The sequence below is a fragment of the Priestia sp. P1_B12_1 genome (genome assembly GCF_056406695.1).
In genome coordinates, this window is record NZ_JBFTZR010000005.1 from 15743 (window position 1) to 32748 (window position 17006).

General features: G+C 37.9%; 18 protein-coding genes and 4 tRNA genes. 21 read left to right on the plus strand and 1 reads right to left on the minus strand.

Features of this window, described 5'->3' with window-relative positions; translation table 11 throughout:
• Positions 1 to 23: 23 nt before the first annotated feature.
• The 4 genes from rsmG to AC1D0Y_RS17240 all read left to right on the plus strand — a co-directional run bounded on the left by rsmG (position 24) and on the right by AC1D0Y_RS17240 (position 3492).
• On the plus strand, positions 24 to 740 hold the full coding sequence (rsmG, locus tag AC1D0Y_RS17225) for a 16S rRNA (guanine(527)-N(7))-methyltransferase RsmG (RefSeq protein ID WP_050691087.1): 717 nt from the start codon (positions 24 to 26) through the stop codon (positions 738 to 740).
• Between the two features lie 135 nt (positions 741 to 875).
• Positions 876 to 1751, plus strand: coding sequence for a nucleoid occlusion protein (gene noc / locus AC1D0Y_RS17230; RefSeq protein WP_013059923.1), 876 nt, complete (start codon positions 876 to 878; stop codon positions 1749 to 1751).
• Between the two features lie 117 nt (positions 1752 to 1868).
• Positions 1869 to 2651 (plus strand): ParA family protein, encoded by a 783-nt coding sequence (locus tag AC1D0Y_RS17235; protein WP_028409764.1) that lies wholly within the window; start codon positions 1869 to 1871, stop codon positions 2649 to 2651.
• Positions 2623 to 3492, plus strand: coding sequence for a ParB/RepB/Spo0J family partition protein (locus AC1D0Y_RS17240; RefSeq protein WP_060747074.1), 870 nt, complete (start codon positions 2623 to 2625; stop codon positions 3490 to 3492). The genes AC1D0Y_RS17235 and AC1D0Y_RS17240 overlap by 29 nt, the downstream gene beginning before the upstream one ends.
• Positions 3493 to 3524: 32 nt before the next feature.
• On the opposite strand, the gene yyaC is transcribed toward AC1D0Y_RS17240, so the two are convergent.
• Entirely contained in the window at positions 3525 to 4145 is a 621-nt protein-coding gene (gene yyaC, locus AC1D0Y_RS17245; RefSeq protein ID WP_028409763.1) for a spore protease YyaC, read from the minus strand.
• Between the two features lie 86 nt (positions 4146 to 4231).
• Here yyaC and AC1D0Y_RS17250 point away from each other — a divergent pair, with 86 nt between their 5' ends.
• The 17 genes from AC1D0Y_RS17250 (at position 4232) to yycF (ending at position 17001) form a co-directional block, all read left to right on the plus strand.
• Entirely contained in the window at positions 4232 to 5245 is a 1014-nt protein-coding gene (locus AC1D0Y_RS17250; protein ID WP_060747075.1) for a YkvI family membrane protein, read from the plus strand.
• 67 nt (positions 5246 to 5312) lie between these two features.
• Positions 5313 to 6206, plus strand: coding sequence for a mechanosensitive ion channel family protein (locus AC1D0Y_RS17255; RefSeq protein WP_028409761.1), 894 nt, complete (start codon positions 5313 to 5315; stop codon positions 6204 to 6206).
• A gap of 14 nt (positions 6207 to 6220) precedes the next feature.
• A complete protein-coding gene (locus AC1D0Y_RS17260) occupies positions 6221 to 6418 on the plus strand; it encodes a DUF951 domain-containing protein (protein ID WP_013059917.1) in 198 nt (65 codons plus the stop codon).
• 170 nt (positions 6419 to 6588) lie between these two features.
• Complete coding sequence (gene ychF, locus AC1D0Y_RS17265; RefSeq protein WP_028411917.1) at positions 6589 to 7689, plus strand: redox-regulated ATPase YchF; 1101 nt, start codon at positions 6589 to 6591, stop codon at positions 7687 to 7689.
• A gap of 189 nt (positions 7690 to 7878) precedes the next feature.
• The gene (gene rpsF / locus AC1D0Y_RS17270) at positions 7879 to 8166 is read left to right on the plus strand and encodes a 30S ribosomal protein S6 (RefSeq protein ID WP_013059915.1); all 288 of its coding nucleotides are present in this window, start codon (positions 7879 to 7881) and stop codon (positions 8164 to 8166) included.
• Positions 8167 to 8214: 48 nt separating this feature from the next.
• Entirely contained in the window at positions 8215 to 8715 is a 501-nt protein-coding gene (gene ssb / locus AC1D0Y_RS17275; RefSeq protein ID WP_013059914.1) for a single-stranded DNA-binding protein, read from the plus strand.
• A 66-nt stretch (positions 8716 to 8781) separates the two neighbouring features.
• Positions 8782 to 9021 (plus strand): 30S ribosomal protein S18, encoded by a 240-nt coding sequence (gene rpsR, locus AC1D0Y_RS17280; protein ID WP_013059913.1) that lies wholly within the window; start codon positions 8782 to 8784, stop codon positions 9019 to 9021.
• A 138-nt stretch (positions 9022 to 9159) separates the two neighbouring features.
• A complete protein-coding gene (locus AC1D0Y_RS17285) occupies positions 9160 to 10104 on the plus strand; it encodes a YybS family protein (protein WP_028409760.1) in 945 nt (314 codons plus the stop codon).
• A gap of 36 nt (positions 10105 to 10140) precedes the next feature.
• The gene (locus AC1D0Y_RS17290; RefSeq protein ID WP_028409759.1) at positions 10141 to 12114 is read left to right on the plus strand and encodes a DHH family phosphoesterase; all 1974 of its coding nucleotides are present in this window, start codon (positions 10141 to 10143) and stop codon (positions 12112 to 12114) included.
• Entirely contained in the window at positions 12111 to 12560 is a 450-nt protein-coding gene (rplI, locus tag AC1D0Y_RS17295) for a 50S ribosomal protein L9 (protein ID WP_013059910.1), read from the plus strand. The genes AC1D0Y_RS17290 and rplI overlap by 4 nt, the downstream gene beginning before the upstream one ends.
• Before the next feature lie 116 nt (positions 12561 to 12676).
• On the plus strand, positions 12677 to 14041 hold the full coding sequence (gene dnaB, locus AC1D0Y_RS17300) for a replicative DNA helicase (protein WP_045293917.1): 1365 nt from the start codon (positions 12677 to 12679) through the stop codon (positions 14039 to 14041).
• A gap of 187 nt (positions 14042 to 14228) precedes the next feature.
• The gene (locus tag AC1D0Y_RS17305; protein ID WP_013085553.1) at positions 14229 to 15515 is read left to right on the plus strand and encodes an adenylosuccinate synthase; all 1287 of its coding nucleotides are present in this window, start codon (positions 14229 to 14231) and stop codon (positions 15513 to 15515) included.
• A gap of 168 nt (positions 15516 to 15683) precedes the next feature.
• Positions 15684 to 15756: transfer RNA gene (locus AC1D0Y_RS17310), tRNA-Lys, on the plus strand.
• Between the two features lie 15 nt (positions 15757 to 15771).
• Positions 15772 to 15843 (plus strand) — tRNA-Glu (locus AC1D0Y_RS17315).
• Positions 15844 to 15878: 35 nt separating this feature from the next.
• Positions 15879 to 15954, plus strand: a tRNA-Asp gene (locus AC1D0Y_RS17320).
• A gap of 4 nt (positions 15955 to 15958) precedes the next feature.
• Positions 15959 to 16031 (plus strand) — tRNA-Phe (locus AC1D0Y_RS17325).
• Between the two features lie 262 nt (positions 16032 to 16293).
• The gene (yycF, locus tag AC1D0Y_RS17330) at positions 16294 to 17001 is read left to right on the plus strand and encodes a response regulator YycF (RefSeq protein ID WP_013085552.1); all 708 of its coding nucleotides are present in this window, start codon (positions 16294 to 16296) and stop codon (positions 16999 to 17001) included.
• Positions 17002 to 17006 lie beyond the last annotated feature (5 nt).

Genomic DNA, 17006 nt, shown 5'->3' on the forward strand with positions numbered 1-17006 from the left:
AGGCGCGAAGAAAGGGAAACTCAATGAATATTCAACAGTTTCAACAGCTATTAGAAGAAAAGGGAATTTCTCTTTCTTCTAAACAGCTGAATCAATTTGAAAAGTATTATCAAGTTTTAGTGGAATGGAACGAAAAAATGAATTTAACTGCTATCACTGATCACGGTGAAGTGTATGAAAAGCATTTTTACGATTCTATTTCAGCTGCTTTTTTTCAAGACTTTACAGAAATTGAATCCATGTGTGATGTAGGTGCAGGAGCAGGATTTCCAAGTATTCCGATCAAAATTTGCTTCCCGCATTTGCATGTAACAATCGTTGATTCGTTACAAAAGCGTATTACGTTTTTAACGCATCTTGTAAATGAGCTTGAACTAGACAATGTCACACTATGTCATGATCGAGCTGAAACATTTGGTAAAAAAGAAAGTATTCGCGAGTCATTCGATCTTGTAACGGCAAGAGCCGTGGCACGTATTTCGGTTCTTAATGAATTTTGCTTGCCGCTTGTTAAAGAACAAGGACGCTTTTTAGCAATGAAAGGTGCTTCTGCCCCTGAAGAATTAAAAAATGGAGAAAAATCATTCCAAGTATTAGGTGGAAAAGTGAAGTCGATTGAACATTTCCAATTGCCTTTGGAGCAAAGTGAACGTTACATTATTTTAATAGACAAAATAAAGAAAACGCCTAAAAAATATCCTAGAAAACCTGGTACCCCAGTTAAGCTTCCACTAGAGTAGGGATTAAATAGATAGAGAAGAAAATGTTTCATATGAAACATTTTCTTCTCTATATTTTCTGTTTAGAAAGCAGGATATGATTAAAAAACATCGAATTAGTTTAAGGCGGGATTTTCCTGAAGGTGGTGTGGGACTATGAAATCTGCTTTTTCACGTTTCTTTAATTTAAAAGAAAAAGATGAGGATATTCATGTAGAGATTGAAACTGTCCAAGATGAAAATGTCGAAAAAGTTTTAAGAGATGAAGTAAAACAAATTAGGGTTTCAAGTATTATTCCGAATCGTTATCAGCCGCGTACTGTGTTTAATGAAGCAAAAATTGAAGAGCTAGCTCTTACTATTCATACACACGGTATTATTCAACCTATTGTGGTTCGACCGACTGAGGGCGAAGAATACGAATTAATTGCTGGAGAACGCCGGTGGAGAGCTGTACAAAGCTTAGGATGGGATACGGTTCCTGCAATTGTGAAACATTTTAACGATACAGAAACGGCCTCTGTGGCTTTAATAGAAAACTTACAACGTGAAGAGCTAACGGCTGTCGAAGAAGCACTAGCCTACGCAAAGTTAATTGAGTTACATAATCTTACCCAAGAGGCATTAGCTCAACGTTTAGGAAAAGGCCAATCCACAATTGCAAACAAGCTTCGTTTGTTAAAGCTTCCTGTTGAAATACAAGAAGCAATCAAACAAAAATTGATTACAGAGCGACATGCAAGAGCGCTCATTCCCCTCAAAAATCAAGAAAAACAACTTCAAGTATTAGCTGAGATTATTGAAAAACAATTAAATGTAAAACAAACGGAAGATCGAGTAGTTAAATTGTTAGAAACGCAGGTTAAAAAGCCAAAAGCAAAAAGAAAAGCGTTTAGTAAAGATACGCGTATCGCAATGAATACAATTCGTCAATCCTTGACAATGGTTAGTGACAGCGGTATTTCATTAAACACGGAAGAAGAAGAGTTTGATGAATATTTTCAGTTTACTATTAAGATTCCGAAAAAATAAAGAAATAGCCCTCATCTTTTTTTGATGAGGCTTTTTTATCAAAGTTTTTCGTCAGAAAATTCAATGAACAATTAAACTGTCTGGACAAATGGGATGGAAATGAAAGTAGGTGACAACATGGGGAAAATTGTGGCAGTTGCGAATCAAAAAGGCGGAGTTGGAAAAACAACAACCGCTGTTAATTTAGGAGCTTGTTTAGCTGAACAAGGAAAAAAGGTTCTACTTGTAGACGGAGACCCCCAGGGTAACGCTACGAGTGGAGTTGGCATAGATAAAGCAGATGTAGATGAATGTATTTATAACGTAATCGTGGAAGATATGGAAGCTAAGAACGTTGTTCGTTCAACAGCCGTCGAAAATTTATCAATCATTCCTGCGACCATTCAATTAGCTGGTGCAGAAATTGAATTAGTGTCGACTATTTCACGTGAAGTTCGACTTAAGAGAGCTTTAGAAACGGTGAAAGATCACTTTGATTATGTTATTATTGATTGTCCCCCTTCTCTTGGTTTACTGACATTAAATGCGTTAACGGCGGCTGATTCTGTTTTAATACCTGTACAGTGTGAATATTATGCGCTTGAAGGATTAAGTCAATTGCTAAATACCGTTAGATTAGTCCAAAAACATTTGAATAATCAACTGCGTATCGAGGGTGTATTGCTGACTATGCTTGACGCACGCACAAATTTAGGACTGCAGGTAACAGCAGAAGTGAAGAAGTACTTTCAGGATCGCGTTTATCAAACGATTATTCCTCGAAATGTTCGTTTGAGCGAAGCACCTAGTCATGGTGAACCAATTATCTTATATGATGCAAGATCTAGAGGGGCCGCAGTTTATACGGAACTTGCAAAGGAAGTGATTTATAATGGCGAAAGGATTAGGGAAAGGAATTAATGCCTTATTTTCAGGCTTAGATGCACAGGCTGATGATTCAATTCAGGAAGTTGCTATTCACGAACTCAGACCCAACCCCTATCAACCACGTAAAACGTTTAATAAAGAAGCAATTAATGAGTTAAAGCAGTCCATTTTACATCATGGCATCTTACAGCCTATTGTAGCTCGCAAAAGCATTAAAGGCTATGAAATCTTAGCGGGTGAAAGACGATTTAGAGCTGCTAAAGAAGCCGACCTTGCTACTGTTCCTGTCATTATAAAAGACTTTTCAGAAAAGCAAATGATGGAACTAGCTTTGTTAGAGAATTTACAGCGTGAAGATTTGACGCCAATTGAAGAAGCAACTGCTTATCAATTGCTTATGGATAAGCTCGATATGACACAGGAGCAACTTGCTACACGACTGGGAAAAAGCCGACCTCATATTGCTAACTATGTTCGCCTCTTGCAACTGCCTGAGGAAATTCAAACCCTCATTTCTACTAATGAATTGTCTATGGGCCATGGGCGTACGCTAGTCGGTTTGAAAAATAAAACGCTTCTACCTAAAGTCGTTGAAAAAATACGCAAGGAACAATTAAATGTCAGACAGTTAGAGGCTTATATTGCCCACTTAAATAAAGCCGTTCCACGTGAAACATCAAAAACTAAAAAAGATAAAGATTTATTTATAAAACAAAGTGAAACACAGCTTCGTGAACGTTTTGGTACCTCCGTTCACATTACACAAAGTAAGAAAAAAGGAAAAATTGAAATCGAATTTTTCTCTAAAGAAGATTTAAACCGTCTTCTTGAATTATTTAACGATCTTTCTCAGACTAATAAATCTTCTGTATAAAAAAGGTTGTCCTAGTTTTAGGACAACCTTTTTTATTGTTTATATTGTCTTACCGTTTGGTAAACCGAAGAATTATTAAACTCTTTCTCTCGTTCATTGTGCGCAGTCTCAATACTTTTCGCAATTAAATCGGCAATGCACATAACGAGGTGAAGCCTCGTATTTTGCAAGACGAAAAATTCCATAAATCCGCTCACGTTGACAACCCCTGTTATATGAATATCTCCGACTGGCGGCAATTCTTTATTAACACCTGCTCCAGGCTTGACGGGCCCAACGCCAAGTGATGCAGAGCCTACACTTTTCATACGGCCTAAGCAAGCATCAATTCCAATAATAAAAGGATTTGGAAAAAGCTTTTGAATATGTTTTAACGTTTCTTTCAAATTAACCGCATGAACAGGCTCTTCTAACGTTCCAAAAATATGAAAAGATGAAACCTTTTTTTCATTCAGTTTTGTTCCGACTAATGGACCCAATGAGTCCCCAGTTGAACGGTCCGTTCCAATACATACAAAAACAATTGGTCTGTCTTTCTGTGCTGGAAGTAAAGATAGTAACTGTGTACTCAGCTTCTTTGTAGCAGATTCCTCATCATGAAATACGCGGGTTGAATGTTGTGTCTTCTCAAAGAAGGGAGATTTTAAATTCATAGGGTCCACTCCTTATACATAATAGTAACAGTATACGAAGATTTTGAAGATTCTATACATATATTTCGTGGATTGGGGGAAAATCGATGTGGAGAGCCGGGTGTAAATGGATATTCTTAATTATGGGAACGATGATAGGTGCTGGGTATGCTTCTGGAAGAGAACTATGGCAGTTCTTTGGTGAAGAAAGCGGACTTGCTATTTTTCTATTTTCTATTATTTTTGCGATTTCTTGCAATGTGATTATGCAAATCAGCTATCGCTATCGAACCAATCAATTTTACCCAGTACTAATTGAATTAATAGGAAAGAGATGGGCTGCAGCCTACGACGTTTTAATCGTTTTTTATTTGTTTACGACGACGGTGATTATGATCGCGGGCGGCGGGGCGACATTGGAAATGTGGCATGTTCCTTACTGGTGGGGAATTGGTGGTCTTAGTGTGTTTATCGTCTTTGTTTTTTCAAGAGGATTAAGTGGACTGCTTTCTATCAATTCTTTCGTTATGCCAATCTTAATGATTGGACTAGCTGGTGTACTTCTTACATTTGTTTTACGTCATCCTGGAGTAACTAATTGGCATCTTCAGCATAATTGGCCTGCTGCTTTTACCTTTACGGCTTTAAATATTCTTCCTCTTGTCGCGGTATTATCTACAATTGGAAAGGAAATTAAAAGCAAAAAAGAGATTTATATTGCAAGTGTTGGCAGTGGTTTTTTATTAGGAGGCCTCTCTTTTATTTATAATGAATCACTTATTCAAGTTTCAGGGCTTCTTTCCTCTTATGAAATTCCATTATTCGCTATTCTTAAAGATTTTCCTTATATGATGACGTTTTTAATGAGCATTGTTTTGCTTATCGCAATTTATACGACAGCCGTTTCGGGAATTTTAGGATTGACCGCTCGTTTTCATACTGAAAAGGTGCAATCTCTTTGGAAACTGGCAGCCTGCTGGCTACTTTTAATGATTCCCTTTACAAAGGTAGGGTTTTCTACTTTAATTGCCGTTTTGTATCCAATGTATGGAATCGTCAATTTATTTCTAGTAACAGCCGTTTTGTTGTATCCATTTCGAAATCGCTACAAAAGTTCGTAGAAACTTGCTACAATAGGTTAAAACTTTCTCGTATGCAGATTATGTTACGTTAGGAGCTACATGTAGTATGAATTCGTTGAAGTCAGTTTTTAAGAACGTGTTTGAGCCATTTTTTCAAGAAGAAACGTGGGCACATATTGGAGAGGGATTTATAAAAATTCTGTTGATTCTACTTATTTCCATGTTTTTAATTCGAATTGGAAAGAAAGCGTTAAATAAATTCGTAGAGGTTCGCACAAATAGCCCTCTGCGTATTTCTGAGCGACGAGAAGCTACGATGGTCCGTTTGCTTCAAAATATTTTTTCTTATGCCATTTATTTCGTTGCGGGAGTTATGATTTTAGAAACGTTATCGGTAGATGTCCGTGGATTGCTAGCGGGGGCTGGAATCGTAGGGCTCGCGGTAGGGTTTGGTGCTCAAAACTTAGTGAAAGACATCATCACGGGGTTTTTTATTATCTTTGAAGATCAGTTCTCCGTTGGGGATTATGTTCGAGTAGGAACATTTGAGGGAACTGTAGAGGAAATTGGTTTGAGAACTACAAAGATTAAGAGTTGGACAGGTGAAATTAATATTTTGCCCAATGGCAGTATTGTGGAGGTCACTAATTTTTCGTTACATAACAGCGTAGCTTTCGTTGATGTAAGCATTTCTTATGAAGAAAACATACAAAAAGCAGAACAAGTGATTTTAGACCTGTTAGAAGAATTGCCAAGTCGCTATGAAGATATGGTTAAAACGCCTGAATTGCTGGGGGTTCAAAATATCCATGCAACTGAAGTCACAATGAGGATTACAAGTGAAGTAAAACCAATGAGACATTTCCATATTTCTCGTATGATTCGTAAAGAAGTGCGTACAAGGCTAAATGAACATGGTATTGAAGTTCCATTTCCTCGTATGGTTATGTATAATCGTACAGAAGAAGCACAGCATTCGTCGACGTTGAAAGGGACATAAGGAGGAGAGAGCTGATGACGGAAAAAGAATTTGGTTTAAATGACGTTGTGGAAATGAAAAAACCTCATCCTTGCGGTACAAATGAATGGAAAATCATTCGAATGGGAATGGATATCCGTATCAAATGTGAAGGCTGCGGCCATAGCGTAATGATTCCAAGACGTGATTTTGCACGTAAAATGAAAAAAATTCTTGTAAAGCATGAGGAATAACCTCATGCATTTTCTATGTTTATGCCTTATACTGTAAGGTGGGACAAAATGAAGCACCTTAACCCCATGCGGCTAAAGGTTCTTTATCAAACTTGTATTTCAAAAGTTGACTCACTATAATTGTGACAGGTTAACTTGTTTCGGATATATAAAGAGGAGTGAATAAATATATGGCTTTAACAGCTGGAATTGTTGGTCTTCCTAACGTTGGAAAATCAACATTATTTAATGCAATTACACAAGCGGGCGCAGAATCTGCGAACTACCCTTTCTGTACGATTGATCCTAACGTAGGTATTGTAGAAGTACCTGATCACCGTCTTCAAAAACTTACAGAGCTTGTAAAACCTAAAAAAACAATTCCAACAGCATTTGAATTCACAGATATCGCTGGAATCGTAAAAGGTGCTAGTAAAGGTGAAGGATTGGGAAATAAATTCTTATCTCATATTCGAGAAGTAGATGCGATTTGTCACGTTGTGCGTTGTTTTGAAGATGAAAACATCACGCACGTTTCAGGAAAAGTAGATCCTATCTCAGATATTGAAACAATTAATTTAGAGTTAATTTTAGCAGATTTAGAAACGGTAGAGAAACGTATTGGCCGTGTTCAAAAAATGGCTAAACAAAAAGACAAAGAAGCAATGTATGAATACGAAATTCTAGAGAAACTAAAGAACGCATTTGAAAGTGATCAGCCAGCTCGTGCTGTATCGTTTACAGAAGAACAAATGAAATTAGTAAAACAATTTCACTTGCTAACGATTAAACCTATTCTTTATGTAGCAAACGTTGCTGAAGATGAAGTAGCCGATGCATCTGCTAACGAATATGTAGCAAAAGTGCGCGAGTATGCGGCAAGTGAAGGTGCAGAAGTAATTGTTGTTTGCGCACGCATTGAATCTGAAATTGCTGAACTTGAAGGAGAAGAAAAAGCAATGTTCCTTGAAGAACTAGGCATTGAACAGTCAGGTCTAGATCAGCTTGTACGTGCAGCGTACGATTTACTTGGATTAGCTACGTACTTTACAGCGGGTGAGCAAGAAGTACGCGCGTGGACGTTTACACAAGGTATGAAAGCTCCTGAGTGTGCAGGTATTATTCATACAGATTTTGAACGCGGATTTATTCGTGCAGAAACGGTGTCATACGAGGATTTATTGGCTGCCAAAACAATGGGAGCAGCTCGTGAAGCTGGAAAAGTACGTTTAGAAGGAAAAGAATACATCGTAAAAGACGGAGACGTTATGCATTTCCGCTTTAACGTATAAGTTTAAAAGCCGAAAGAAGATATCTTCTTTCGGCTTTTGTCGTTGGCGAAAATATTAGCATATATTTACGAAACAGCCCGCAATGCGTATTGCTTTGCCTATGGTAGTGTGCTATAATTTTAATTCGTGAGTAATATTTTATTGCTCCTTGCCCGTTTCGGGCCGTTAGACCAAAAGGAGGTGACAGTGATGAGAAAGTATGAAGTAATGTACATCATCCGTCCAAGCATTGATGACGAAGCAAAGAAAGCATTAGTTGAGCGCTTCAACGGCGTATTAACTGATAATGGTGCTGAAATCGCAAATGTTAAAGAATGGGGTAAACGTCGTTTAGCATACGAAATCAATGATTTCCGTGACGGTTACTACATGATTCTTGACGTGGCGGCTACTTCAGAAGCAGTTTCTGAATTTGATCGTCTTGCGAAAATCAACGAAGACATTATCCGTCATATCGTTGTTAAACAAGAAGCATAATTAAACGTTTAAATAAATTGGGTTTTATTTCCTTAAGGAGTGGTTCTGATGATGAATCGCGTAATTCTCGTAGGACGCTTAACCAAAGATCCTGAATTACGTTATACCCCGAGTGGAGCAGCGGTTGCAACATTCACTTTAGCGGTAAACCGCACATTTACAAATCAGCAAGGTGAACGTGAAGCTGACTTCATCAACTGTGTTGTATGGCGTCGTCAGGCTGAAAATGCAGCCAATTTCCTTAAAAAAGGAAGTTTAGCTGGTGTTGATGGTCGACTACAATCTCGCAGTTACGAAGGACAAGACGGTCGTCGCGTATACGTAACGGAAGTTGTAGCGGAAAGTGTGCAATTTTTAGAGCCGAAAAGTGGCGGTGGGGATACGCAACGCAGTAACTTTGCTAACACTGGAGGATCTGGACAAGGCTCTCCATTTGGAGATAATCAGAACCGTAACTCAGGTAATCAAGGTTATACTCGCGTTGATGATGATCCATTTGCAAATAATGGCGAGACAATTGACATTTCAGATGACGATTTACCGTTTTAATTCGCAGTAGATTATCCGGAGTATAAAATTTTATAGAAACTTTTAAGCGGAAGGAGGCGTATCAAAATGGCAGGTGGACGTAAAGGTGGACGCAACAGACGTCGTAAAGTTTGTTTCTTCACAGCAAACGGCATCACTCACATCGATTACAAAGATGTAGATATGCTTAAAAAATTCGTTTCAGAGCGTGGTAAAATTTTACCTCGTCGTGTAACTGGAACAAGCGCTAAATACCAACGTAAATTAACGATCGCTATCAAACGCGCTCGTCAAATGGCATTATTACCATATGTTTCTGGTGAATAATGAACGGTATAAAAAGAGGCAGTAAGGATTCCCTTACTGCCTCTTTTTACATTACATAAGTGCTCTTTTGTCAAATAGTTGCTTCTTATGAATTGAATCGATAAAATAAATAATAGTCTATATCAACGAGGTGAAGTTGTGAAAGGAATTCGATATATTACAGAAGGAGCAGCTCTTTTAGCGCTTTTTGTGGCGCTGTTGCTTTTTTCACTATACATACCTGTTGTGGGAACCATTTTTCAACTAGCGCTTGCTGTTCCATTTATTGTGTATACCGTTCGTCATGGGTGGAAAAAGGCAATATTATTTTTAGTAGTAGGGTTGTTATTGACTTTGTTATTTGGAAATGTGTTGACTCTTCCTTTTACATTTGTATTTGGTATTGGTGGATTAGCAATAGGAATGCTTTACCGACAAAAACAAAAAAGGTATACCATTTTACTAGGCGGAACGGTTGCATTTAGTTTAGGTTTACTTTTATTGTTTGTAGGAGCAAATGTCATTTTTAATGTTAATTTAATGGAGCAAATAAATAATGCTTTAGATCAATCAATTAATCAAAGTATTGAAATGATGAAAAGTTTAGGACAAGACGTTAAGGAATCTCAAATTGACCAAATGAGAGATGCATTTGATATGTTTAAAAATCTATTGCCTCTATTAATTGTTATAGGTGGAGTTATTCTGGCCTTTTTCTCTCAGCTTATTGCTACGCCTATTCTTAAAAGAACAGGTTATGAGGTGGAAGCATTCCCGCCTTTTCGTGAATTCAAACTTCCTAAAAGTATTCTATGGTATTATTTGATTGCATTAATCTTATCCTTCCCATCTTTTAATATTGAACAAGGTACATTTATGTACGTAGCCATTATCAATATCGTGATGGGACTGCAAATGCTAGTAGTGTTACAAGGGATTTCTTTTATTTTCTATTTTTCACATCAAAAAGGGTATGCGAAAGCAATTCCAATTGTTGTAACAATTTTAGCATTAATTATTCCAATTATCCTTCAAATTGTGCGCATCTTAGGTATAATTGATTTAGGATTTAATTTAAGAAAACAATTAGACACAAAAAAGTAGATATTGTGGAACTTAAAAAAGTAGGAGCTGAAATGGATGCCTGTCTTTACAAAAAAGAACGTTATTCGCTATCCATTTTACTCATTGTATAGTATAGCTCTGATTTTAGTAGGTATCGTGACCTATCATAATTGGATCATAGGAATGATAGGCTTTATATTACTATTAGCCTGTCTTTTTCTATACATGAGAATGGAGCGAATGCTGTCCGATGAGTTTGAAACCTATATTTCAATGCTGTCTCATCGGCTGAAAAAAGTAGGCGAAGAGGCATTAATGGAAATGCCGATTGGGATTATGCTGTTTAATGATGAATATCAAATTGAATGGACCAATCCTTTTCTAGCATCTTGTCTCGGTGAAGACACACTAGTGGGAAGATCATTATACGATGTAGCCGAAAGTATTATTCCACTGATCAAACAAGAAGTGGAAACAGAAGTTGTCACGTTGCATGATCGGAAATTTAAAGTGGTGATTAAACGAGACGAGCGCTTACTGTACTTCTTTGATATTACAGAGCAAATAGAAATCGAAAAATTGTATGAAGAAGAACGAACAAGTTTAGGTATTATCTTTTTAGATAATTATGATGAACTAACGCAAGGAATGGATGATCAAGTTAAAAGTAACTTGAATAGCCAAGTAACCTCTATGTTAAATAGTTGGGCTCAAGAATACGGTATTTTTATTAAACGTACGTCTTCCGAGAAATTTATTGCGATTATGAATGAACAAATCTTAATTCATTTAGAGCGAAGCAAATTTTCTATCTTAGACCAAGTTCGAGAAGAGACGTCTAAACAAAATATACCGCTTACATTGAGCATTGGTATCGGTGCTGGTGCTGCTGATTTACCTGAGCTGGGTGCCTTAGCTCAATCTAGCTTGGATTTGGCCTTAGGTCGAGGCGGAGATCAAGTAGCGATTAAACAGCCGAATGGAAAAGTGAAATTCTTTGGGGGCAAGACAAACCCAATGGAAAAACGGACGCGCGTGCGTGCAAGAGTTATTTCTCACGCGTTAAAAGAGCTCATTACAGAGAGTGGAAAAGTGATTATCATGGGTCATAAGTATCCGGATATGGATGCTGTAGGAGCTGCTATTGGGATATTAAAAGTAGCCCAAGTAAATCAGAAAGACGGTTTTATCGTATTAGATCCTGATCATATCGATACAGGTGTTCAGCGAATGCTAGAAGAGATTAAAAAGAAAGAAGGCCTGTGGGAGCGATTTATTACGCCTGAAGAAGCCTTAAATCTTGTAAGTGATGATACTCTTTTAGTAGTAGTAGATACGCACAAGCCATCGATGGTTATTGAAGAAAGATTATTACATCGTATTGAAAATGTCGTGGTCATTGATCACCATAGACGTGGAGAAGACTTTATTGAAGATCCTCTTCTTGTCTATATGGAGCCATATGCTTCCTCGACAGCAGAGCTCGTTACTGAGCTTCTTGAATACCAGCCAAAACGATTTAAAATTGATATGCTAGAAGCAACGGCACTTTTAGCTGGTATTATTGTCGATACAAAAAGCTTTACATTACGCACGGGATCTCGTACGTTTGATGCAGCGTCCTTTTTACGTTCTCAAGGCGCAGATACGGTTCTTGTTCAAAAGTTTTTAAAAGAAGATATCACGCAATATGTACAGCGAGCACGCTTTATTGAACATGCAGAGATTTATACAGCAGGTATTGCTATTTCACGAGCTGAACCAAACAAAATGTATGATCAAGTGTTAATTGCGCAAGCTGCAGATACGCTGCTTTCAATCAGCGGAGTGGTTGCTTCGTTTGTTATTTCTAAGCGGCGGGATAATCTAATTGGCATTAGTGCTAGATCGCTTGGAGATATCAATGTACAAGTTATTATGGAAAGTCTCCAAGGCGGAGGCCACTTAACGAATGCTGCTACTCAGCTCCAAGACATTAGTTTGGATGAAGCTGAAGAACGGCTTAAACAAGCAATTGATGAGTACTTAGATGGAGGTAAAAAATCATGAAAGTAATTTTCTTAAAAGATGTAAAAGGAAAAGGCAAAAAAGGTGAAGTGAAAAATGTTTCAGATGGCTACGCACATAACTTCTTATTAAAAAATGGTTATGCTGTTGAAGCTACAGGCGGTAATGTGAAGGTATTAGAAGCACAAAAAAATAGAGAGCAAAAAGATGCAGCTGCAGAACTTCAAGCAAACAAAGAGTTAAAAGCAACTCTTGAAGAACTAACAGTGGAATTAACAGCAAAATCTGGTGAAGGCGGCCGTTTATTCGGTTCTATCACAAGCAAACAAATTGCTGAAGAATTAAAGAAAAAGCACAAAATTAAAGTAGATAAGCGTAAAATTGAATTAAATGATGCAATTCGCGCATTAGGCTACACAAATGTACCGGTTAAATTACATCCGGAAGTAACGGCTACGGTAAAGGTACACGTGACTGAACAAAAATAAACGTACGATTGAAAAATAGGTAAATAATATAAAGGGTTGGCGCGGACTTGTATTTGTTCGCGCCAACATTTATGATGAAAGAAAATACTGAAAGAATATAAGAGGGGCATAGAAATATGAGTGATCTTTTTGCTGATCGTCTTCCGCCTCAGAATATTGAAGCAGAGCAAGCGCTATTAGGGGCCATTTTCTTAGAGCCTTCTTCTTTAACCTTAGCATCTGAACTGCTAATACCTGAAGATTTTTACCGGGCATCGCACCAGAAAATCTTTACATGTATGCTGAAACTTTCTGACCAAGGTGAACCGGTTGATTTGGTAACGGTAACGTCTGAATTAGCTGACCAAAAAATCCTAGAAGAAGTTGGCGGCGTATCGTATTTAAGTGATTTAGCTAACTCTGTTCCAACGGCCGCAAACGTAGAGTATTACGGTAAAATCGTAGAAGAAAAGTCGATTTTACGCCGTTTAATTCGTACTGCAACGCATATTGCTTCAGAAGGATATGCAAGGGAAGACGAAGTAGAAGTTTTATTAAATGAAGCGGAAAAAAACATTTTAGAAGTAGCACAGCGTAAAAACAGCGGTGTGTTTCAAAATATTAAAGATGTACTTGTACAAACGTACGATGATATCGAAGTTCTTCACAATCGAAAAGGTGACATTACAGGTATTCCAACCGGGTTTAGTGATTTAGATAGAATGACAGCGGGATTTCAGCGAAATGATTTAATTATTGTAGCGGCCCGACCATCAGTAGGTAAAACGGCTTTTGCCTTAAATATTGCGCAAAACGTTGCAACGAAAACGGATGAGAACGTAGCCATTTTCAGTTTAGAGATGGGTGCTCAGCAGCTTGTTATGAGGATGCTTTGTGCGGAAGGAAATATTGATGCACAAAGGCTGCGTACAGGTTCGCTTACAGCTGATGACTGGGGAAAGCTCACTATGGCAATGGGATCTTTGTCCAATGCAGGGATTTATATCGATGATACACCGGGTATTCGTGTAGGTGAAATTCGTTCTAAGTGCCGTCGCTTGAAACAAGAAGGCGGGCTTGGGATGATTTTAATTGACTACTTACAGCTCATTCAAGGAAATGGACGAAGCGGAGAAAACCGACAGCAGGAAGTATCTGAAATTTCTCGTGCGTTAAAAGGTTTAGCTCGTGAATTAGAAGTGCCTGTTATCGCCTTATCACAGCTTTCCCGTGGAGTAGAGCAGAGACAAGATAAGCGACCGATGATGTCTGATATCCGTGAATCCGGAAGTATTGAGCAGGATGCCGATATCGTAGCTTTCTTATATCGTGAAGACTATTATGAAAAAGATACAGAAAATCAAAATATTATCGAGATTATTATAGCCAAGCAGCGTAACGGTCCGGTTGGAACCGTACAGCTTGCCTTCGTAAAAGAGTACAATAAATTCGTTAATCTCGAGCGGCGCTTCGATGACGCAGGAGTGCCGCCTGGTGCATAAAACCTCTCATATTGAGAGGTTTTATTTTATTGTTATCGCATTCGTTCCGCAAAATACGATATATTTGTAATAACTTTTGTTAAATCGTTCGGATTTAATTGACTTTAGCACGATAAATTGATACACTTATCCATGGTTAAATTATGTCGTAGTGAGCTGTTGCTTACTAAGCGGAGGTGCTTAAGATATGTCTTCAGTCGTTGTAGTAGGAACACAATGGGGAGATGAAGGAAAAGGGAAGATTACAGACTTCCTATCAGAAAATGCAGAAGTGATTGCACGTTACCAAGGTGGGAACAATGCAGGTCACACAATTAAGTTTAATGGTGAAACTTATAAGTTACATTTAATTCCTTCAGGTATTTTTTATAATGACAAAACGTGTGTAATTGGAAACGGTATGGTTGTCGATCCAAAAGCGCTTGTTCAAGAATTAAAATACTTACATGATCGCGGTGTAACAACAGAAAACTTACGTATTAGTAACCGAGCTCATGTGATTCTTCCATATCATTTAAAATTAGATGAAGTTGAAGAAGAACGTAAAGGTGAAAATAAGATTGGTACAACGAAAAAAGGTATTGGACCAGCTTATATGGATAAAGCAGCACGTGTTGGTATTCGAATTGCCGATTTACTAGACCGTGAAGTATTTGAAGCAAAATTAACACAAAACTTAGCTGAAAAGAACCGCCTTCTTGAAAAAATGTATGAAGTAGAAGGCTTTACATTAGAAGAAATTTTAGATGAGTACTATGAGTATGGTCAACAAGTTGCAAAATACGTTGTTGATACATCAGTAGTATTAAATGATGCGTTAGACGAAGGACGTCGTGTACTATTTGAAGGCGCACAAGGTGTTATGTTAGATATCGACCAAGGAACATATCCATTTGTTACATCTTCAAACCCAGTAGCGGGTGGAGTAACAATTGGCTCTGGTGTAGGTCCATCTAAAATCAAACACGTTGTAGGTGTATCAAAAGCGTATACAACTCGTGTTGGTGACGGTCCTTTTCCAACTGAATTAACAAACGAAATCGGTGATCAAATCCGTGAAGTAGGACGTGAGTATGGTACAACAACTGGTCGTCCTCGCCGTGTAGGTTGGTTCGACAGTGTAGTTGTACGTCATGCTCGTCGCGTTAGCGGAATCACAGATTTATCTTTAAACTCAATTGATGTATTAACGGGAATTGAGACATTAAAGATTTGTGTAGCTTACCGTTATAAAGGGGAAGTTATGGAAGAATTCCCTGCTAGCTTAAAAACACTTGCAGAATGTGAACCTGTATACGAAGAGCTTCCAGGTTGGACAGAAGATATTACGGGTGTGAAAACATTAGATGAGTTACCTGATAACGCTCGCCACTACTTAGAGCGCGTGTCTCAATTAACAGGTATTCCTTTATCTATTTTCTCTGTAGGTCCAGATCGTACACAAACAAATGTATTACGTGGTGTATATAGCTAAATAAAAAAGGTTAGCTCCTTGTGAGCTAACCTTTTTTATTGATAATTGGTGCTTTGTTAACAAGATTTTTAAAAAAAGCTCAATAATAAAAAGAAAGTTTTAAAAAAACTATTGCATTTATATGAAATATCATGTTATTATAATAAGCGTCGCTAAGAGATATAACATGAGCCATTAGCTCAGTTGGTAGAGCATCTGACTTTTAATCAGAGGGTCGAAGGTTCGAGTCCTTCATGGCTCACTTTTGTTACAACGTGGCCCGTTGGTCAAGCGGTTAAGACACCGCCCTTTCACGGCGGTAACACGGGTTCGAATCCCGTACGGGTCATTTTTAATATTTTTAATACACAGCATATAGACTGAGGTCCCGTGGTGTAGCGGTTAACATGCCTGCCTGTCACGCAGGAGATCGCGGGTTCGATTCCCGTCGGGACCGCCATTTTGGCTCGGTAGCTCAGTTGGTAGAGCAAAGGACTGAAAATCCTTGTGTCGGCGGTTCGATTCCGTCCCGAGCCATCAAAAAGCATGACTTTATTTAAAGTCATGCTTTTTTCTTTTATTTACATTTAAAAGAAAGCGTTATTTGCTTTGTATCTCTTTTGTGGTAATATATTACTTTTGTATTTAGAGATGGTTGAAAATCATATATCTTCATGTATAGTAGAGGATGAACTTGTGACGTTTCAAGGGTTATCAAGTATAATAAAACTACGGTATTCAAACAGTATGAATACTATCTTTTATATTTTGCTTCAACTAATAAAGGAGAACGATGATCATGGATAAACGTATTTTAGTCGTAGATGACGAAAAGCCGATTGCAGATATTTTAAAGTTTAATTTGCAAAAAGAAGGTTACGAAGTATTTTGTGCTTATGATGGCGTAGAAGCACTTGAAAAAGTGGAAGAAGTACAGCCTGAAATGATTTTATTAGATATTATGCTTCCTCAGAAAGATGGAATGGAAGTTTGCCGAGAAGTGCGCAAAAAATATGATATGCCAATTATCATGTTAACAGCAAAAGACTCTGAAATTGACAAAGTTTTAGGTCTAGAATTAGGTGCAGATGATTATGTAACTAAGCCATTTAGTACGCGTGAATTATTAGCACGTGTAAAAGCTAATTTACGTAGACATCAACAGGTAGCTGTTCCAACGGAAGAAAGCGAAACGAATGAAATTACGATTGGAGCACTTGTTATTCACCCAGATGCTTATATCGTGTCTAAGCGCGGAGAAACGATCGAACTGACTCACCGTGAATTTGAGCTGCTGCATTATTTAGCGAAGCACATTGGACAAGTCATGACGCGTGAACACTTGCTTCAAACTGTATGGGGTTATGACTATTTTGGTGATGTGCGTACGGTAGATGTAACAGTTCGAAGATTACGTGAAAAAATTGAAGATAATCCAAGCCATCCAATGTGGATTGTAACAAGACGTGGAGTAGGCTATTATTTACGCAGCCCAGAGCAGGAGTAATTTTA

Bases quoted from the DNA above. Each gene is read 5' to 3' on its own strand.
- rpsF (WP_013059915.1), top strand. From the start codon at position 7,879: ATGAGAAAGTATGAAGTAATGTACATCATCCGTCCAAGCATTGATGAC.
- yycF (WP_013085552.1), top strand. From the start codon at position 16,294: ATGGATAAACGTATTTTAGTCGTAGATGACGAAAAGCCGATTGCAGAT.
- rplI (WP_013059910.1), top strand. From the start codon at position 12,111: ATGAAAGTAATTTTCTTAAAAGATGTAAAAGGAAAAGGCAAAAAAGGT.
- noc (WP_013059923.1), top strand. From the start codon at position 876: ATGAAATCTGCTTTTTCACGTTTCTTTAATTTAAAAGAAAAAGATGAG.
- rpsR (WP_013059913.1), top strand. From the start codon at position 8,782: ATGGCAGGTGGACGTAAAGGTGGACGCAACAGACGTCGTAAAGTTTGT.
- AC1D0Y_RS17255 (WP_028409761.1), top strand. From the start codon at position 5,313: ATGAATTCGTTGAAGTCAGTTTTTAAGAACGTGTTTGAGCCATTTTTT.
- AC1D0Y_RS17250 (WP_060747075.1), top strand. From the start codon at position 4,232: ATGTGGAGAGCCGGGTGTAAATGGATATTCTTAATTATGGGAACGATG.
- ychF (WP_028411917.1), top strand. From the start codon at position 6,589: ATGGCTTTAACAGCTGGAATTGTTGGTCTTCCTAACGTTGGAAAATCA.
- AC1D0Y_RS17305 (WP_013085553.1), top strand. From the start codon at position 14,229: ATGTCTTCAGTCGTTGTAGTAGGAACACAATGGGGAGATGAAGGAAAA.
- yyaC (WP_028409763.1), bottom strand. From the start codon at position 4,145: ATGAATTTAAAATCTCCCTTCTTTGAGAAGACACAACATTCAACCCGC.
- ssb (WP_013059914.1), top strand. From the start codon at position 8,215: ATGATGAATCGCGTAATTCTCGTAGGACGCTTAACCAAAGATCCTGAA.
- AC1D0Y_RS17240 (WP_060747074.1), top strand. From the start codon at position 2,623: ATGGCGAAAGGATTAGGGAAAGGAATTAATGCCTTATTTTCAGGCTTA.
- AC1D0Y_RS17290 (WP_028409759.1), top strand. From the start codon at position 10,141: ATGCCTGTCTTTACAAAAAAGAACGTTATTCGCTATCCATTTTACTCA.
- AC1D0Y_RS17260 (WP_013059917.1), top strand. From the start codon at position 6,221: ATGACGGAAAAAGAATTTGGTTTAAATGACGTTGTGGAAATGAAAAAA.
- dnaB (WP_045293917.1), top strand. From the start codon at position 12,677: ATGAGTGATCTTTTTGCTGATCGTCTTCCGCCTCAGAATATTGAAGCA.
- AC1D0Y_RS17235 (WP_028409764.1), top strand. From the start codon at position 1,869: ATGGGGAAAATTGTGGCAGTTGCGAATCAAAAAGGCGGAGTTGGAAAA.
- rsmG (WP_050691087.1), top strand. From the start codon at position 24: ATGAATATTCAACAGTTTCAACAGCTATTAGAAGAAAAGGGAATTTCT.